The organism is Streptomyces pratensis, assembly GCF_037137275.1.
Classification (GTDB): Bacteria; Actinomycetota; Actinomycetes; order Streptomycetales; family Streptomycetaceae; genus Streptomyces; species Streptomyces pratensis_B.
This window is the reverse complement of record NZ_JBBBEN010000093.1, coordinates 354,686-369,597: the sequence shown is the minus strand read 5'-3', so window position 1 is coordinate 369,597 and position 14,912 is coordinate 354,686. Positions and strand designations below refer to the sequence as shown.

Below are 14,912 nucleotides of genomic sequence, written 5' to 3'. Positions count from 1 at the left end.
GCGTCTCTCTCCCAGCACCGTGCGGCTCAGGCGTCACTATGACCACCCGGACGATGTGTGTCGGTACTGGAGCCTTCTTCCTCCGAGGGTTGGGGCCCTGCGTCGCTTGGCGCGGGCCTCATGGCGTGCTGCAGGGCCTCCCGGCAGCGGTCCCAGGCGCTTGGCAGCAGGTGTCCGTAGACATCCGTCGTGGTGTTGACCGAGCGGTGGCCCAACCAGCGCGAGACCTCGTGGATCGGGACCCGGTTGGCCAGGGCGGTCGATGCGAAGAAGTGCCGCAGGCTGCCGGGCGTGTACTTGGCCTTCCCGTCGACATCGACCAGATCGGCCGACACGCACGCCTTCTGGAAGTGATAGCTGTAGGTGGAGACGGTCGGCATCACGCCCTTGCCACGCTGACGCGGAGCGAAGAAGACCTCAAGCCTCCGTCTCTTCTTCCGCCCGGCGAAGACCACGGGCACCGGCTTCCACCTCAAGAGGTGGGTATCAACCTCCTGCTCGACGAAAGGCGCGGCCGGAACGTCGCGGTACTCGCCCTCCACCCGGTTCTTCAGGGGAACGAAGGCCGTCCGGCAGTCCTATCGGTTGGCCTTTGAGCTGACCTGCCAACGGATTCTGACGGAGCCGGGGCATCGGCATTCGGAGGAGAAGGCCAGAGCCTCGCCGGGCCGTTGGCCGGTTCCGGACTGAAGGTAGACGGTGAGTCGGTACTGCGGCGCGATGTGTGCTGCGATGAGATCGACCTCGGCCGGAGTTGGGATTTCGTCCTCGTCCACTGCCGGCGCATCCCGCCGAGTCACCCTGATGCCCCGCGCGGGATTGTCCGGGATGCGTTTGTCGACGACGGCCGCCTCCAGCACGGCGGCCACCATCACCATGCGGTCATTGACCGTGGCAGCAGCCAGCCCCGCACCGGATCCATGGATGTCCTTGGCGAACTTCTCAAAGTCCCGCCGCGCCAGTCCGGCCAGGGGCCTGTTACCCAGGTGCGGCACGAGATGGTTACGGACGAACCCTTCGTAGTTGCGGCGGGTCGCCTCCCCGATGACTCGCCGCTCCAGCCACCCCTGGGCCCAGACCGACAGGGGCAGGGCACCGCGCGCGGGATCGAAGCCGATGCGCGCCTTCTTGTCGTTCTCGACGCCGGCGGCGAAGGCATCCGCACCATCCAGGCCACTCCTCCGCGGAAACGACTTCTCCCGCTGCCGCCCTCTCCTGCCGCCCGCTTCCCGAGACCGCACGGTCCACCCATGGGCGCACCTTGGGCGGTCACAGGGATAGTTCCGATCCCTCGCGTCCTGCTTACACCGCTGAAAGACGCTCGCCACCCAATCCCCGATCTTTTGCCTGCCCCGTGCTCAAAACCGTGCACCGTCACCTCACGACCCAGCAAGGCATCCATCGCTAATCCGCTCTTTCCAGCGAATATGGCCCCAACTTCACCCGCGGCCCTCACCGCACACGCTCGCACCCCAACGCTCGGCGGCGCGTGAAGCGCACATCGACACCGGAGGCCATACCGCACTATGGTTAATGTATGGCTACCAAGAAGGTGACTATCACCCTCGATGAATCCCTGGTCGAAGCTCTGGCCGGAGCCGCCGAGGAAGAAGGCATCCCACTCTCCCGCCTCGTCGCCGGAGCAGCCGAACGCGAGCTGCGCCTGCGGGCCGGCCGGGCCGTCATTCAGGAGTGGCAGGCCGAGCACGGCGCCTTCACCCCGGAAGAGCTCGCCGCCGCCCGTACGGATCTGGCCGGCGCCGACGCCGAATACCTCAGCAATCCGGGAGCCTCGGCCGCGTGAACATCCCCTACCTGTACGACGCCGGGGTCCTCATCGCCATCGACAACAACGACCGGCGCATGTGGGCCCGACACAGCCTGGCCCTGGAAGACGGACGGGACATCCACGTCCCGTCCGTCGTCGTCAGCCAGGCATGGCGAGACTCTCGCCGACAGGTCAGACTCGGCAAGTTCCTCGCCGGATGCCACGTCGTACCCGTCGGCCTCGAAACCGCCAAAACCGCGGGCATCCTCTGCGGCAAGGCAGGCACCGCCGACATCGTCGACGCCACCGTCGTGACCATGGCAGCCAGCCTCGGCGCCATCATCTGGACCTCAGACCCGGACGACATCCGCACCCTAATCGACGCCCAGGACATCAAACCCGCCCCGGTCATCCGCACGGTTTAGCAACCAATGAGCTCCTACGACCAGCCTGCGAAGTGATCCGGAGAGGCAAGGGCTGATGCCCGCCAGGTCGGCCTCGCACATCAGCTACTCGACCCGCATGGGCTCACAGCGCGCACCTTCGCAGTTGAGGCGCCCGAACATGAATTCGCAGGGATCGAAATCGCGATTATTCGTTCGACGCCTGGTTGATCTCTACCTGCGCTTCCGAATTCTCGGTCAGAGCCGGGGCCGGAATCGGATGTGCTGGGGGCTTGGACGCGTCTCCCTCCAGCGCATATGCGAGCGCGAGCGCAATCCGCTCGATCCAGTTCAGCGCATCCGTGACATCAGCCTCGCCAATCGGGCGGCGCTGCTTGAGGTCGCCGTCGATCAGATCCGCGTCGTGTGCGATCTGGTTTCGACGGCGGAGCAGCAGGACGTACTGGCCGCGCAACCGTTTTTCGTCGTATGAAGTCCGGTACTGGCTCCACCGGTTGACCCACTTCGCCGCCTCCCGCCACACCTTGACATCGGTGACGAGCGCCATCACCTTCGCGATGGCATCCGGGTTCTGCAGCGTCTGGCGAGCGATGTCCTGGCGCACCCGTTCCGCTGCCACCTCGGCTGTGGTCGTCTCGCCCCGCTGCACCTGCTCCACGCAGTGCAGGGGCAACGGGTAGTCACGGAGCTTACGCGGCATGTCCGGATCGTCCTTGGCAGCTTCCTCGGCGACCCGGCGCAACACCTCCTCCTGTACCCAGTGTTCGAGCGCGGCGATGGACTGCACCCAGGCGGCTCGGTAGAAATCGGCGGTGTCGATACCCTTAGGGCTGAGCACCTCCAACGCTTGCCCGGCTCGTACCATCTTGCGTGCGTACGACAAGTTCGTGACGAACGATTCGAACTGACGGGTCTGGGGGTGCGCGATGGCCATGCATACCTCTGTGCGGCGCGTAGGGAGAACGGAGAAAACGGGAACGTGGACTCCTGATGTTCCCTGTACTGCACAGAGGTGAGTCAAGCGGCTTTTCGGATCACGGTCGGTTTGTGGCTCGATCTGATCGGTTCAGCTCCGGATCCGGCCCTTCACTCCCTTACAGCAGGCTTCTGGAGCGTTCCGCCGTACGTATAGGGATCGGCCAGGCTCGCGTCAAGGCATCATCCCAAGATTCCGAGACACAGGCCGCCGACCCCCAACCGGCTGCGGAGCCGTACGCTGAGAGGTTGACAGCAGGCCAGTTCACTGCCGGAGCAGACAACGACGTAGCAGGACTTGCCGTCTGCGCCGCCTCGGGGAGAGTGGGGCGGTTGACCCAGAGGTGTCGACACCTGCTGCCGCTGCTTCATCGTCGAGGTCGGTGCATCGTAGAGGCTTCAGCATCGCCATCCCCAGAGAAATGGCCGACAGCCATCGCACGATAACGCCGGAGAGCTGTAGGCACTTGGCGTTGCAGCTCTCCGGCTCGTTGACAAAGAACGTTCCGGCCGTCGTTAGGCCTCTTCCGCCTCGGGTATGTCCACATCCGCACCTAGTGACTTTGCGATGGCAGCGAACTCGGCGAGGGCGGACTGGAGATCGCGCACGATCTCCTCGGCGATGACCTCCGGCTCCAGGTCGCTGTCCGCGTCCTCCAAGGCCGGGTCCTTCATCCACGTGATGTCGAGGTTGACCTTGTCGCGCCCGATCAAGTCCTCGTACGTGTAAGCCTTCCAGCAGCCGTTTTCATCCTCATCCTCGGCGCGGGCAGTCAGTGGCTCGCCGGCCTTGTATCGGGCGACGAAGTCGTCCAGGTGAGCGCGGGTCAGCGGGCGCTGCTTCATCGTGAAGTGTTGGCCGGTGCGGAAGTCGTAGATCCATGTGACGGTGGTGTGCGGCTTACCATCGGCGCGCGGGGGCTTCTTGTCGAAAAATAGTACGTTGGCCTTCACGCCGCCTGCGTAGAAGATGCCGGTAGGCAAGCGCAGGATCGTGTGCAGATCGAACTCGTCAAGGAGCTTGCGGCGGACCTTCTCGCCCGCGCCGCCCTCGAAGAGGACGTTATCTGGAAGGACGACGGCGGCCCGGCCGTTGACTGCCGTCAACGACATGATGTGCTGAAGGAAGTTGAGCTGCTTGTTAGTCGTGGTGGCCGTGAAGTCGTCACGGTCGTACTGAATGTCTTCCTTCTCAAGCTCGCCGTCTTGGCCGATCACCGTGATCGCGGATTTTCGGCCGAAGGGCGGGTTGGCGAGGACGAGACTCGCGTGTCGGCCACTCGGCTTCTCGGCAAGCGCGTCGCCGACGTCGATCAGACTTGCGCCGTCGCTCTTGCCGATGCCGTGCAAGAGCATGTTCATGGCAGCCAGGCGGGCGGTACCGGTGACCAGTTCGTTGCCCCAGATCTTGGATCCACTGTCGTACGCCTTGCGTGCGTCGATGTCCATGTCCCGGACGTGGTGCCGAGTGACGTACGCGTGGGCAGCAATCAGGAAGCCCCCGGTGCCGCAGGCGGGGTCAGTGATGGTGTCGTCCGGGCCCGGCCGGGTCACGTCCACCATTGCGTCGATGAGCGCTCGCGGCGTGAAGTACTGGCCAGCGCCGGTCTTCGTGTCCGAGGCACCCCTAGCGAGCAGGCCCTCATAGGCATCACCCTTGAGATCGGTGCCGGTGACCGTCCACTCCTCGCGACCGATCAGCTCGACGACGAGCTTCTCAAGCAGTGCAGGCTTGGTGATCCGGTTCTGGGCGTCGGCGAAAATCGTGCCGATGGTGGTGCGGGGCTGCCGACCGAGGTGCTCCAGAATGGCTCGGTAGTGCGCTTCGAGCTCGGGACCGCGCTTGCTGACGAGCGACTTCCAGTTGTAGTCGGCCGGCACAAGGGCGCTGAGGTCACGGCCACCCCACTCATCGTTCTCGATCTCGTCGACCATCTTCAGGAAAAGGAGGTACGAGAGCTGCTCGACGTACTCGATGGTGGACATGCCATTATCACGGAGGACGTTGCAGTAGTTCCAGAGCTTTGCGACCAGCGCGTTGGTCTGCGCGGCGGCCTTCTTGGACTTCGGCGTCTCGGTGAGGAGGACGTGGCCAGCGGAGGGCGTGGCGGCGTCGTCCGCGGTGGCCTCAGCGCCGGTATGGGATGCGTGCGTGGTCACTGGTCGAACAACTCCTGCTGAACGGAGGTGGCGGAGGCGGGGGTTGGAGCGGGCGCGATCTTCGTCGCCGCTGCGACAGCGGTCGCCTTACGTGGGCGAGCGGCCCTTTTGGTCGCCTTGCGGATGGGCTTGGCGGCCTCGCGCTCGGCGGCGATACGGGCAAGGAGCGTGACAGCGGGCTCGTCGGCGGGGTCCTGCGGGACCAGGCCGCCGCCGAATGCTCTCTTGAGTAGGGCCGTGCGCAATCCCGTGGCCCTAACCCGCGAATTCGCGACAGCGCCCCTCACGCTCTCACTCAGAGTCAGCCACTGATCTGCCGCCTCGTTCAGCTTCTCTTGCTCATCAATCGGCGGGCAAGGAATCGGCAGATCACGGCATGTCGACACCGCAATGTTGAATTGACCGGCTGTGGCCTTCGAAGTCCGCTTAAGCATGCCCAAAACATAAGGCGACGAAAGAACGAGGGCCAGCCATCGTGGCGTCAGGTCAGCACCGGCACGGAACGATACGATTGCCTGATTAATGTTCCATTCAGGGTACATATCAGGAACCATAGCCGTCTTCCCCAGGGGCGGGCCAACGATATTCGTCAGAACATCTCCAGGAAATACTCTGGATCGCTTAAGTGAGCCCTCGTGCGTCCCTGTCCCTACGAAGGTTGGATCGATAGAGAAGTCTACAAATCCGCGTGGCGAAATATTGTAAACCTTCAAGAAAGGGACGTCGCCATTGCCCGGCGACATAAGGTGAGCCTTTGGCGTTGACCCACTCACAATCTGTTCGCATACCGCAGAAGCTCGACGCCATTTCCACCCGCGCGGAAGCTCAATGAGACTTCCCTCATCAAAGCGTCCGGTTTTAGATTCCTCCAAGGAATTGAGATCTTCATTTCCGCTTCGCCTCAAGCTCCGGCCAACTGCAAGGATATCCAGCCGCTTCTTTTCCAGTCCTGCGCTACGTCGAAGCACCGAAGAAAGCTGTGCCTCTGCTGCGTCGAGCCGGGAAAGCTGCTCTTCGAGGGTCTCAACGATGCGGTGTTGTTCGGCGAGCGGCGGCACCGGGACGGGCTGAGTAAGAATATCCTTACTCTTCGCACGAGTGTGGCTGCCTGTTACCCCAGAGACGGATGAAGAGATCCATCGCCGAAACACTGGCGAGGACAAATAATATTGGAGATACTTGCGAGACATCCCAGAGTCCCCGCCATAGGTGCGGAGTACAACCCATTCTGGTGAACAAACTTGGAGCAAGTCCTCAGATTTTCGCGAAACACGCCACACTCGATTGATCCGCGGGTTGATCTTGCAGATCAGCACATCATCCGGCTGGACAGCGAGCTTAGCGCTGCCAATTTCCCGCCCATCTAGGATCTCAGGAGTGCCACCTGCGAACGACGGCACACTCCAGAGTTCGTACTTATTCCCCTCGGAGGGAATAACCGTCGACCTAACCTCTGCGCCAAGGTCCCCAAGGTGCGCCCAAGTCCACCCCTCCGGCAACCCGCCCATACCCTCACTCACGCCAATTCCCGATTCAGCTCATCCAACAGTTCCAGCGCTGAGTTCCTGCCACCGAAGGCGTTCGCGAAGCCTGGACCTCCACCTTTTTCAGAGAACGGCATGTGGCCGAAGTCCTCACGTTCCATGCCCAGGTCGACCACGATCGCGTCCTTGATTCGGCGCAGCCACCACAGCTGGTCGTCCGTGAATTCCGCACCCGCCTGACTCTGCCGCAGCAACCAACCCTCGAAGCGCTCCTCGACCACCGTACGGTACGGGCGAAGCTGGTCGTCCGCGCCAAGCGTGTAGCGGACGAGATTCATCAGGTCCCCCAGGCCAGCCGTCTTCGACAGTGATTCGGCCGCCTCGCCTACCAGCGCGTAGTGGTCCCAGATGACCTTCGGGGTCCAGTTCCGCTTGGTCGCCTTGATGGCCGCCATCAGCTCCTTCAGGTGGGCCCGCGCCTCTTGCGGCCGGACCCGCGATCCACTGCCGAGGATCACCTGGAGGGCGATCGCCTCCGCTGCCTCCTCGTCGCGCTTGCGGCTGTCCAGGAGCTGGCGCCATTCCGCCAGTTCCTTCGCCGCCCGCTCCTCCCTCGGGACCTCGTTCACCTTCAGCGTGACCTCGGTCGTCGCGTCGTACGTGAGGTCGTGCTGCTGCTTGATGCCGATGATCAGCTTCCGCAATTCCGGGTGGGTGGTCAGGGTCTCGACTGAGTCGTGGACCAACCGCCGGGCGTGGTCCGCGCCGCCCTCCCGGTATGCCCGGTCCTGGGTGTCGACGTCCACCGCGTCGGTGATCTTCCGGACCATGTCCGCCAGTGGCACACCACCCGACGCCTGCTCGATCCGTTCCCGCTCCTCGCTGGTGAGCTTGCGGTCGAGCCGAGCCAGTCGGCGCCCAAGCGTCTCGGCCTGCTCGGCCGTCAGCGAGCGGCTGCCCGCCTTGTCCATCAGCTTGGTCAGGCTGAGGTTGCCGCCGTCCGGCGGCAGCATGGGACGGGTGTCGACTAGCGGAGAGGCAGTGACGCCCACCGCATCGACCAGGACGAAACGGTCCTTGGCGAGGTCGGCTGCCGGGTCCGGGGTGATCGCCTTCAGGTCGTCGGCGTCGATCGTGCGGGCGCCGCGTCCCTTCATCTGCTCGAAGAGGACGGGGCTACGAACGGCCCGCAGGAATATCACGCACTCCAGGGCCTTGACGTCCGTACCCGTGGCGATCATGTCGACAGTGACGGCGACCCGCAGCAACGGCGAGTTCCGCAGGTCGTTGACGAGCTGCTCAGGGTCGTCGCCCTTGTCCCGGGAACGGTAAGTGATCTTCTTGGCAAAGGCGTCCCCGCGCCCGAAGACCTCTTTGACCTGCTTGAGCACTTCGTCCGCGTGGTCGTCAGTCGCCGCGAACACCAGCGTCTTAGGCAGTTCGGTCCGGCCCGGGAACCAGCGCTGCCAGTTGTTCTTGTACGCGGTGAGGACGGCCCGGATCTCGTCCTCGGCGATCACTGTGCGGCCGATCTGGCCGACCGTGTACGTGAAGTCCTCGTCCAGCTCCTCGTAACGCTGGGCGCGGGTCTTGCGGTCACGGATACGGACCGTCGTCCCCTTGTCGATCTTCGCGCCGCCGTCCTCCCGTATCGAGGAGTCCATGGTGACCACGTCGAAGTCGACGTTCACGCCGTCGGCGACGGCCTGTTCGTAGGTGTACTCGGAGACCATGTTGCCGTCGAAGAAGCCCTTGGTCTGCCGGGTAGGGGTGGCGGTGAGACCGACCAGGTGGGCGTCGAAATAGTCTAGTACGCCGCGCCACAGGCCATAAATGGAGCGGTGGCACTCGTCGATGACGATCAAGTCGAAGGACTCGATGGGGACGGCCGGGTTGTACTCGACGGTGACCGGGCGGTCGGTCATGTAGTTCTCGTCGAGGGTGGAGGAGTCCTCGCGGTCCTCCGCCTCGGCGGTGTCCTCCAGCGGCTCGCCCTTGAGGAGCGCGTACATGCGCTGGATCGTGGAGACGACGACGGAGGACGTCTCCTGGAGACCGGACCGGCCGAGCGAGTCGACGTTGTAGAGGTCGGTGAACTTACGGTTCTCGTCCGGTGTCTTGTAGCGGTCGAACTCGGCCTTGGCCTGGCGGCCGAGGTTGTTGCGGTCGACGAGGAACAGGATGCGGCGCGCACGCGCGTGCTTGAGCAGCCGGTACGACTCGGTGACCGCGGTGTAGGTCTTGCCTGCGCCGGTGGCCATCTGGATTAGTGCGCGCGGCTTGTCCTGGGCGAGTGATCCCTCCAGGCCGACGACTGCCTCTTCCTGGGCCGTACGCAGGTCGTGCGACTCCAGGACCGGCAGTGCGGTGCGCAGGGCGGCCCGGAAGGTGGGGGTGTCCGGGTGCTCGGTGGCGCGTTTCATCCAGGCCGCGAAGGACTCAGGGCGGTGGAAGGTGAAGACCGGGCGGGAGCGGGCGTGCGGGTCGAGACGGTTGAGGAAGAACGTCTCGGCGCCGGTGGTGGCGTAGCGGAAGGCGAACGGCTCCTGCTCACGCCAGACCGCCATGGAGTGTTCCTTGAGAACGCCGCCCGCATACCGCTCATTCTGCGCGAGGGCGCCGGCCAGGGCGGTGCCCTCGCGCTTGGCCTCGATGACGCCGACGATCATGCCGTCGACGTAGAGGACGTAGTCGGCGCGACCGGTGGCCAGGCTGAACTCTCGGACAGCGACGCCTTGGGAAGCGAGTGGGTTGAGGTCGCTGTGGTGCTGGACCGTCCAGCCCGACTGGGCGAGCATCTCGTCGATACGGACGCGGGCCTGCACCTCGTTGAGCGGTTCGGGCCGCTGGGCGCGCTCAACGATCGCCTCACGAGCATTGACGGTGACCGACCGGGGCTTGAGGCGCTCCTGATCGTAACGGTCCTGGTAGGCGCGCCGGAGCCGCTCGATCTCCTCCCGGTGGCGGGCCACCTCCGCCTCGGACTCGGCACGGGCCTGCTCAGCCGCCTTGGTCAGGCTCTCGGCCTCCTCCCGGCCACGCCGCTCGGCCTCCAGCCGGTCACCTACCTCGCTGAGGCGGGTTCGGGACTCGGCGAGGGTGCGCTGGTAGTGACCGAGCGCCTTACGGAGCTCGGCCAGCTCGGCGGATCCGCCCGCCACCTCGCTCGGCAGCTGGGGCGGCACGAACGCGGCGATCTCTCGTACATTGTCGATCGCCCGGGAGAAGAACTGGCCGAGCTGGAAGCAGAGTTCGACGGCCTTGAGGGCCTTGCTGGTGTCGAAGAGGTGATTGTGCGCGGCGTCGTTGCGCCCACGGCGGAGCGTGTCGAATGCATCTCTGGTGCGGCCGGGGAGCAGGCCGGCGCGCTGGAGTCCAGCCAGCCGGTCGATCTGCCGGGTTCCCTCGACGCGCACCCCAGCCCGCTGCACTAGTTCCGCGGCGAGCAACTCGCCGAACTGGCCGGAGGCGACGTACGAGACGTTGGGGTTGGTGAAGACGGACTGCTCGGCCTGTGCGCCGTAGATGGCCAACAGGGGCTGCATCGCGTAGAGCCGCCCGAAATTGGGCGACTTCCGAGCCGCTGCCTTTAGCTGCTCCGGGACTTGCTCACGACGTCGTGCCTGCCCGCTCATACGCTGCCGCTCCTCGAACCAGGCCGCATCCGGCCCTCACCTGTGACAAGGCTTCTCAGCCTATGTCTAACCAAGCGCTCCGCTCTGGCAAATGAACCGATCACAACAAGATCGACGGCCCCATAGCCGCCCACCCTCAGGGGTTCGTGTGCGTTCGGAATTCCGGTACGGGACAGCAGTCCGGAGGTGACCACAGGTGGTCCGACCCTGCCCTCCTGGACAACATCCAGCACCAAAGTGCCGTCCGACCTTCATTGGAACCGCAAGAGGGGTCCGTCGTGGATTGACGGGCCCCTCTTTACTTGCGGCTTTACAGGACGTGAGATTTAGTTGAAACTTCAATTAAACATTGAAGCGGAACTCCACCACGTCCCCGTCCTGCATGACGTAGTCCTTGCCCTCCATGCGGGCCTTGCCCTTGGCGCGGGCCTCGGCGACCGAGCCGGTCTCGACCAGGTCGTCGAAGGAGATGATCTCCGCCTTGATGAAGCCCTTCTGGAAGTCGGTGTGGATCACGCCCGCCGCCTCCGGGGCCGTGGCGCCCTTCTTGATGGTCCACGCGCGGGCTTCCTTCGGACCGGCCGTGAGGTAGGTCTGGAGGCCCAGGGTCTCGAAGCCCACGCGGCCGAGCGTGGCGAGGCCGGGCTCCTCCTGGCCCATGGACTGGAGCAGTTCGAGGGCCTCGTCGTCGTCCAGCTCGATCAGCTCGGACTCGATCTTGGCGTTCAGGAAGATGGCCTCTGCGGGGGCGACCAGGGCGCGCTGCTCGTTCTTGAAGTCCTCGTCGACCAGCTCGTCCTCGTCGACGTTGAAGACGTAGAGGAAGGGCTTGACGGTGAGCAGGTGCAGCTCGTGGAGGAGCCCGCCCTGCTCCGTGGAAGCCGTGATGCCTGCGGCGAAGAGGGTCTGGCCGGACTCCAGGATCTTCTGGGCCTGCTCGACCGCCGCCAGGACCGCGACCTTCTCCTTCTGGAGACGCGACTCCTTCGTCAGTCGCGGGACGGCCTTCTCGACGGACTGGAGGTCGGCGAGGATCAGCTCGGTGTTGATCGTCTCGATGTCGTCCTTGGGCGAGACCTTGCCGTCGACGTGGACGACGTTCTCGTCCTTGAAGGCTCGGATGACCTGGCAGATCGCGTCGGACTCGCGGATGTTCGCGAGGAACTTGTTGCCCAGGCCCTCACCCTCCGAAGCGCCACGGACGATGCCGGCGATGTCGACGAAGTCGACCGTCGCGGGAAGGAGCCGCTGGGAGCTGAAGATCTCCGCGAGCTTGTTCAGGCGCGGGTCGGGGACGCCGACCACGCCGACGTTCGGCTCGATCGTGGCGAACGGGTAGTTGGCCGCCAGCACGTCGTTCTTGGTCAGGGCGTTGAACAGGGTCGACTTGCCGACATTCGGCAGACCGACGATTCCGATCGTGAGCGACACTTTGGCGACTTCCTGGAGTGAGGAGGGGGTCAGGGGCGTCCGGGCCCGGCTCGGCTGTGCGAGCCGCATCCCGGAGTGGACCGATTCTCCAGTTTACGGGCGGGCCCGCCCGGCCCGGCACGGGTCCGTCCGAGGGGCGCCGCACGTGCGCTACGCCCGTACGCCCCGCCCCCTCGCGGCGCACCCGGCGGCCCCGTCCGTGCGGCACGGCGGGACGGGGCAGGGCCGGCCGCTCGTCGGGGCTCCCCCGCGACGCCGCGCGTCCCGGCCGGCTCCCCGCGCCGCCGTGCCGCCGCGCCGCCATGCTGCCCAGCGCGGCTTTTCGGCCGTGTGACATCGAACGCAATGCCAAGGTCGGCCAAAGCGCGTGTCCATCGCCTGATTCCCCCCGCCACGCGACCTACGTTGTCCAGGTGGAGCAGCACAGGACACGACCCCCGCAGAGCGGGCGGCCCCCGCAGGACCCGCCCGCGTCGTCCGCCGCGCCCGCGCCGGGCCCCTCCGGCGAGAGCGCGGCCGTCTACCGGGCGACGGGCGGGCCGGGAGGGCGGGTACGCGGTGTGCCGCCCGTCCTGCGCGCGCTGCGCCGGTTTCCCAACCCTCGGCTGACCGGGATGGGCGCCGGGTTGTTCGCGGGCCTGGCCATGCTCGTGCTGGCCTGGGTGGACCGGCTGCTGTTCGACAGCTCGGAGATCGTCTACGGACTGCTCTTCCTGCCCGTCAGCGCTCTCACCGCCCTCTGGGTCCGCCCCGCCGACCTGGTCACCGCGCCGATCAGCGTGCCGATCGCGTTCGCCGTCGGGGTCTTCCCGATCGCCGGGGGCGCGGGCGGCTTCGGCGGGCAGGCCATGGCCCTGGTGACCGCCCTCGCCGTGCAGGCCGGGTGGCTGTACGGGGGGACGCTCATCGCGGGCCTCATCGCCTCCGTGCGCAAGGTGCGCCAGATGCGGGCCCGGCGGCGGTTTCCGGCGGCTCAGGGGCGGGACGCCGTTGCTGACCCGACACTCGGGCGGCCGCAGCCGGTGCCGCCGCCGTGAAGCCCGTACGCGCCGCAGCGGCCGCACGGCGAGCTTAGCGACCCTGACCTGCGGCGGCCGCGACGCGGCGTCTGCGGCCCTGCCGCACCGCAACGGGCGGGGCCGGCCCGACGGCCCCGAGGCCCCCGCTTCGAGAATGGCCCCGGGCCCGGAAGACGCCGTCCGGCCCTCCGACGGCCCCGGCTCCGGCCCCGTCGGTGTCGTCTCGTGCCGGGCCCGGGGCGTCAGTCGCCGGTCGGGCCCCTGCCGGCCGCGGCCATCGCCGCTCCCACGATCCCCGCGTTGTTCTGGAGCTTCGCCGGGACCACCTCCGCCCGGACCTTCTCGATCAGCGGCAGGAACTTCTCCGCCTTGCGGCTGATGCCGCCGCCGACGACGAACAGCTCGGGTGAGAACAGCATCTCCACGTGGAGGAGGTACTTCTGGACCCGGTGCGCCCAGTGCTGCCAGCTGAGGTCCTCGTCCTCCTTGGCCTTCGTCGAGGCGCGCTTCTCCGCGTCGTGGCCGTGCAGTTCCAGGTGGCCCAGCTCGCTGTTGGGGACCAGCCGGCCGTCGGTGAAGATCGCGCTGCCGATGCCCGTACCGAACGTCAGCATGATGACCGTGCCCTTGCGGCCTCTGCCCGCGCCGAACGTCATCTCGGCCACTCCGGCCGCGTCCGCGTCGTTGAGGATGGTGACGGGCTGCCCGATCCGCTCGCCCAGCAGCGCGCGGGCGTCCGTGTCGATCCACCCCTGATCGACGTTGGCCGCGGTGCGGGTGACTCCGTCCGTCACGACGCCCGGATACGTGATGCCGACGGGGCCCGACCAGTCGAAGTGGCCGACGACCTCCGCCACGCAGTCGGCCACGTCCGCGGGCGTGGCCGGTTGCGGTGTCAGTACTTTGTGGCGCTCCTGCGCCAGCTCTCCGCGGTCCAGGTCCACGGGGGCGCCCTTGATCCCAGATCCGCCGATGTCCACGCCGAAGATCTTCATGGACCCACGGTACGGGGAGGCCGCGGCCCTTGCGCGGCTACTCGGCGGAAAGGGCGGCGGCCTCGGCGCGCAGGTCGCGGCGGAGTTCCTTGGGGAGCGAGAAGGTGATCGACTCCTCGGCCGTCTTCACCGTCTCCACGTCCCCGAAACCACGCTCGGCGAGCCATTCCAGGACGCCGTCGACCAGGACGTCGGGGACCGAGGCCCCCGAGGTGAGGCCGACCGTGGTCACGCCCTCCAGCCAGGCCTCGTCGATCTCGTCGGCGAAGTCGACCAGGTGGGCAGCGGGGGCCCCGGCGTCGAGGGCGACCTCGACCATGCGGATGGAGTTCGAGGAGTTCTTCGAGCCGACCACGATGACCAGCTCGGCCTGCTCCGCGAGCTTCTTCACGGCGACCTGACGGTTCTGCGTGGCGTAGCAGATGTCGTCGCTCGGCGGCGAGAGGAGGTTGGGGAACTTGGACTTGAGGGCGTCGACCGTCTCCATCGTCTCGTCGACGGAGAGGGTGGTCTGCGAGAGCCAGACCACCTTGGACTCGTCGCGGACCTCGACGTGGGCCACGTCCTCGGGGCCGTCGACCAGGGTGATGTGGTCGGGGGCCTCTCCTGAGGTGCCGATGACCTCTTCGTGGCCCTCGTGGCCGATGAGGAGGATGTCGTAGTCCTCCTTGGCGAACCGGACGGCTTCCTTGTGGACCTTGGTGACGAGCGGGCAGGTCGCGTCGATGGTGGCGAGCTTGCGCTCGGCCGCCTCCGCGTGGACGGTCGGCGCGACTCCGTGCGCGGAGAACATCACGATGGAGCCCTCCGGCACCTCCGCGGTGACGTCGACGAAGATCGCGCCCTTCTTCTCCAGGGTCTGCACGACGTACTTGTTGTGCACGATCTCGTGGCGGACGTAGATCGGCGCCCCGTACTGCTCCAGGGCCTTCTCCACGGCGATCACGGCGCGGTCCACGCCCGCGCAGTAGCCACGGGGTGCGGCGAGCAGGACACGGCGGGCAGGAGTTGCAGTCATGCGTCCCATCGTAAGGCCGTGCC

12 protein-coding genes are annotated in these 14,912 nt (G+C 66.2%); 3 read left to right on the top strand and 9 right to left on the bottom strand.

Translation table 11 applies throughout. The features are described 5' to 3' along the window. Positions 1-26: 26 nt before the first annotated feature. Positions 27-542, bottom strand: coding sequence for a tyrosine-type recombinase/integrase (locus tag V9U70_RS20980; RefSeq protein ID WP_336677406.1), 516 nt, complete (start codon positions 540-542; stop codon positions 27-29). A 36-nt stretch (positions 543-578) separates the two neighbouring features. Then, positions 579-1,241 carry a hypothetical protein gene (locus V9U70_RS20975; protein ID WP_336677405.1) on the bottom strand — a complete coding sequence of 221 codons (663 nt, stop codon included), beginning with the start codon at positions 1,239-1,241 and terminating at the stop codon, positions 579-581. Between the two features lie 296 nt (positions 1,242-1,537). Between V9U70_RS20975 and V9U70_RS20970 the strand changes: the two genes are divergently transcribed. Next, positions 1,538-1,804, top strand: a complete 267-nt coding sequence (locus V9U70_RS20970; RefSeq protein ID WP_336677403.1) for a hypothetical protein — start codon at positions 1,538-1,540, stop codon at positions 1,802-1,804. After that, on the top strand, positions 1,801-2,193 hold the full coding sequence (locus V9U70_RS20965; RefSeq protein ID WP_336677401.1) for a PIN domain-containing protein: 393 nt from the start codon (positions 1,801-1,803) through the stop codon (positions 2,191-2,193). Before V9U70_RS20970 ends, V9U70_RS20965 begins: the two co-directional genes overlap by 4 nt. Positions 2,194-2,359: 166 nt before the next feature. Here the strand turns inward: V9U70_RS20965 and V9U70_RS20960 are convergent, their stop codons facing one another. The 5 genes from V9U70_RS20960 to ychF form a co-directional block, all read right to left on the bottom strand. Next, positions 2,360-3,106: a hypothetical protein gene (locus V9U70_RS20960; RefSeq protein WP_336677399.1), complete on the bottom strand. Its 747-nt coding sequence runs from the start codon at positions 3,104-3,106 to the stop codon at positions 2,360-2,362. Between the two features lie 557 nt (positions 3,107-3,663). Continuing rightward, positions 3,664-5,307, bottom strand: coding sequence for a type I restriction-modification system subunit M (locus V9U70_RS20955; RefSeq protein WP_336677397.1), 1,644 nt, complete (start codon positions 5,305-5,307; stop codon positions 3,664-3,666). Next, positions 5,304-6,497: a restriction endonuclease subunit S domain-containing protein gene (locus tag V9U70_RS20950; RefSeq protein WP_336677396.1), complete on the bottom strand. Its 1,194-nt coding sequence runs from the start codon at positions 6,495-6,497 to the stop codon at positions 5,304-5,306. Before V9U70_RS20950 ends, V9U70_RS20955 begins: the two co-directional genes overlap by 4 nt. A 326-nt stretch (positions 6,498-6,823) precedes the next feature. After that, on the bottom strand, positions 6,824-10,426 hold the full coding sequence (locus V9U70_RS20945; protein WP_336677394.1) for a type I restriction endonuclease subunit R: 3,603 nt from the start codon (positions 10,424-10,426) through the stop codon (positions 6,824-6,826). A 342-nt stretch (positions 10,427-10,768) separates the two neighbouring features. Next, a complete protein-coding gene (gene ychF, locus V9U70_RS20940; protein WP_336677393.1) occupies positions 10,769-11,857 on the bottom strand; it encodes a redox-regulated ATPase YchF in 1,089 nt (362 codons plus the stop codon). Between the two features lie 413 nt (positions 11,858-12,270). On the opposite strand from ychF, the gene V9U70_RS20935 reads away from it, so the two are divergent. Then, positions 12,271-12,894, top strand: a complete 624-nt coding sequence (locus V9U70_RS20935; protein ID WP_336677391.1) for a DUF6542 domain-containing protein — start codon at positions 12,271-12,273, stop codon at positions 12,892-12,894. Between the two features lie 224 nt (positions 12,895-13,118). On the opposite strand, the gene ppgK is transcribed toward V9U70_RS20935, so the two are convergent. Together ppgK and V9U70_RS20925 are read right to left on the bottom strand one after the other, a co-directional pair. Next, on the bottom strand, positions 13,119-13,871 hold the full coding sequence (gene ppgK / locus V9U70_RS20930; RefSeq protein ID WP_336677390.1) for a polyphosphate--glucose phosphotransferase: 753 nt from the start codon (positions 13,869-13,871) through the stop codon (positions 13,119-13,121). Positions 13,872-13,908: 37 nt separating this feature from the next. Then, positions 13,909-14,898: a 4-hydroxy-3-methylbut-2-enyl diphosphate reductase gene (locus V9U70_RS20925; RefSeq protein WP_336677388.1), complete on the bottom strand. Its 990-nt coding sequence runs from the start codon at positions 14,896-14,898 to the stop codon at positions 13,909-13,911. Positions 14,899-14,912 lie beyond the last annotated feature (14 nt).

Coding starts and splice junctions, on each gene's coding strand:
- V9U70_RS20970 (WP_336677403.1), top strand. CDS start 1,538: ATGGCTACCAAGAAGGTGACTATCACCCTCGATGAATCCCTGGTCGAA.
- V9U70_RS20960 (WP_336677399.1), bottom strand. CDS start 3,106: ATGGCCATCGCGCACCCCCAGACCCGTCAGTTCGAATCGTTCGTCACG.
- V9U70_RS20950 (WP_336677396.1), bottom strand. CDS start 6,497: ATGTCTCGCAAGTATCTCCAATATTATTTGTCCTCGCCAGTGTTTCGG.
- V9U70_RS20945 (WP_336677394.1), bottom strand. CDS start 10,426: ATGAGCGGGCAGGCACGACGTCGTGAGCAAGTCCCGGAGCAGCTAAAG.
- ppgK (WP_336677390.1), bottom strand. CDS start 13,871: ATGAAGATCTTCGGCGTGGACATCGGCGGATCTGGGATCAAGGGCGCC.
- V9U70_RS20925 (WP_336677388.1), bottom strand. CDS start 14,898: ATGGGACGCATGACTGCAACTCCTGCCCGCCGTGTCCTGCTCGCCGCA.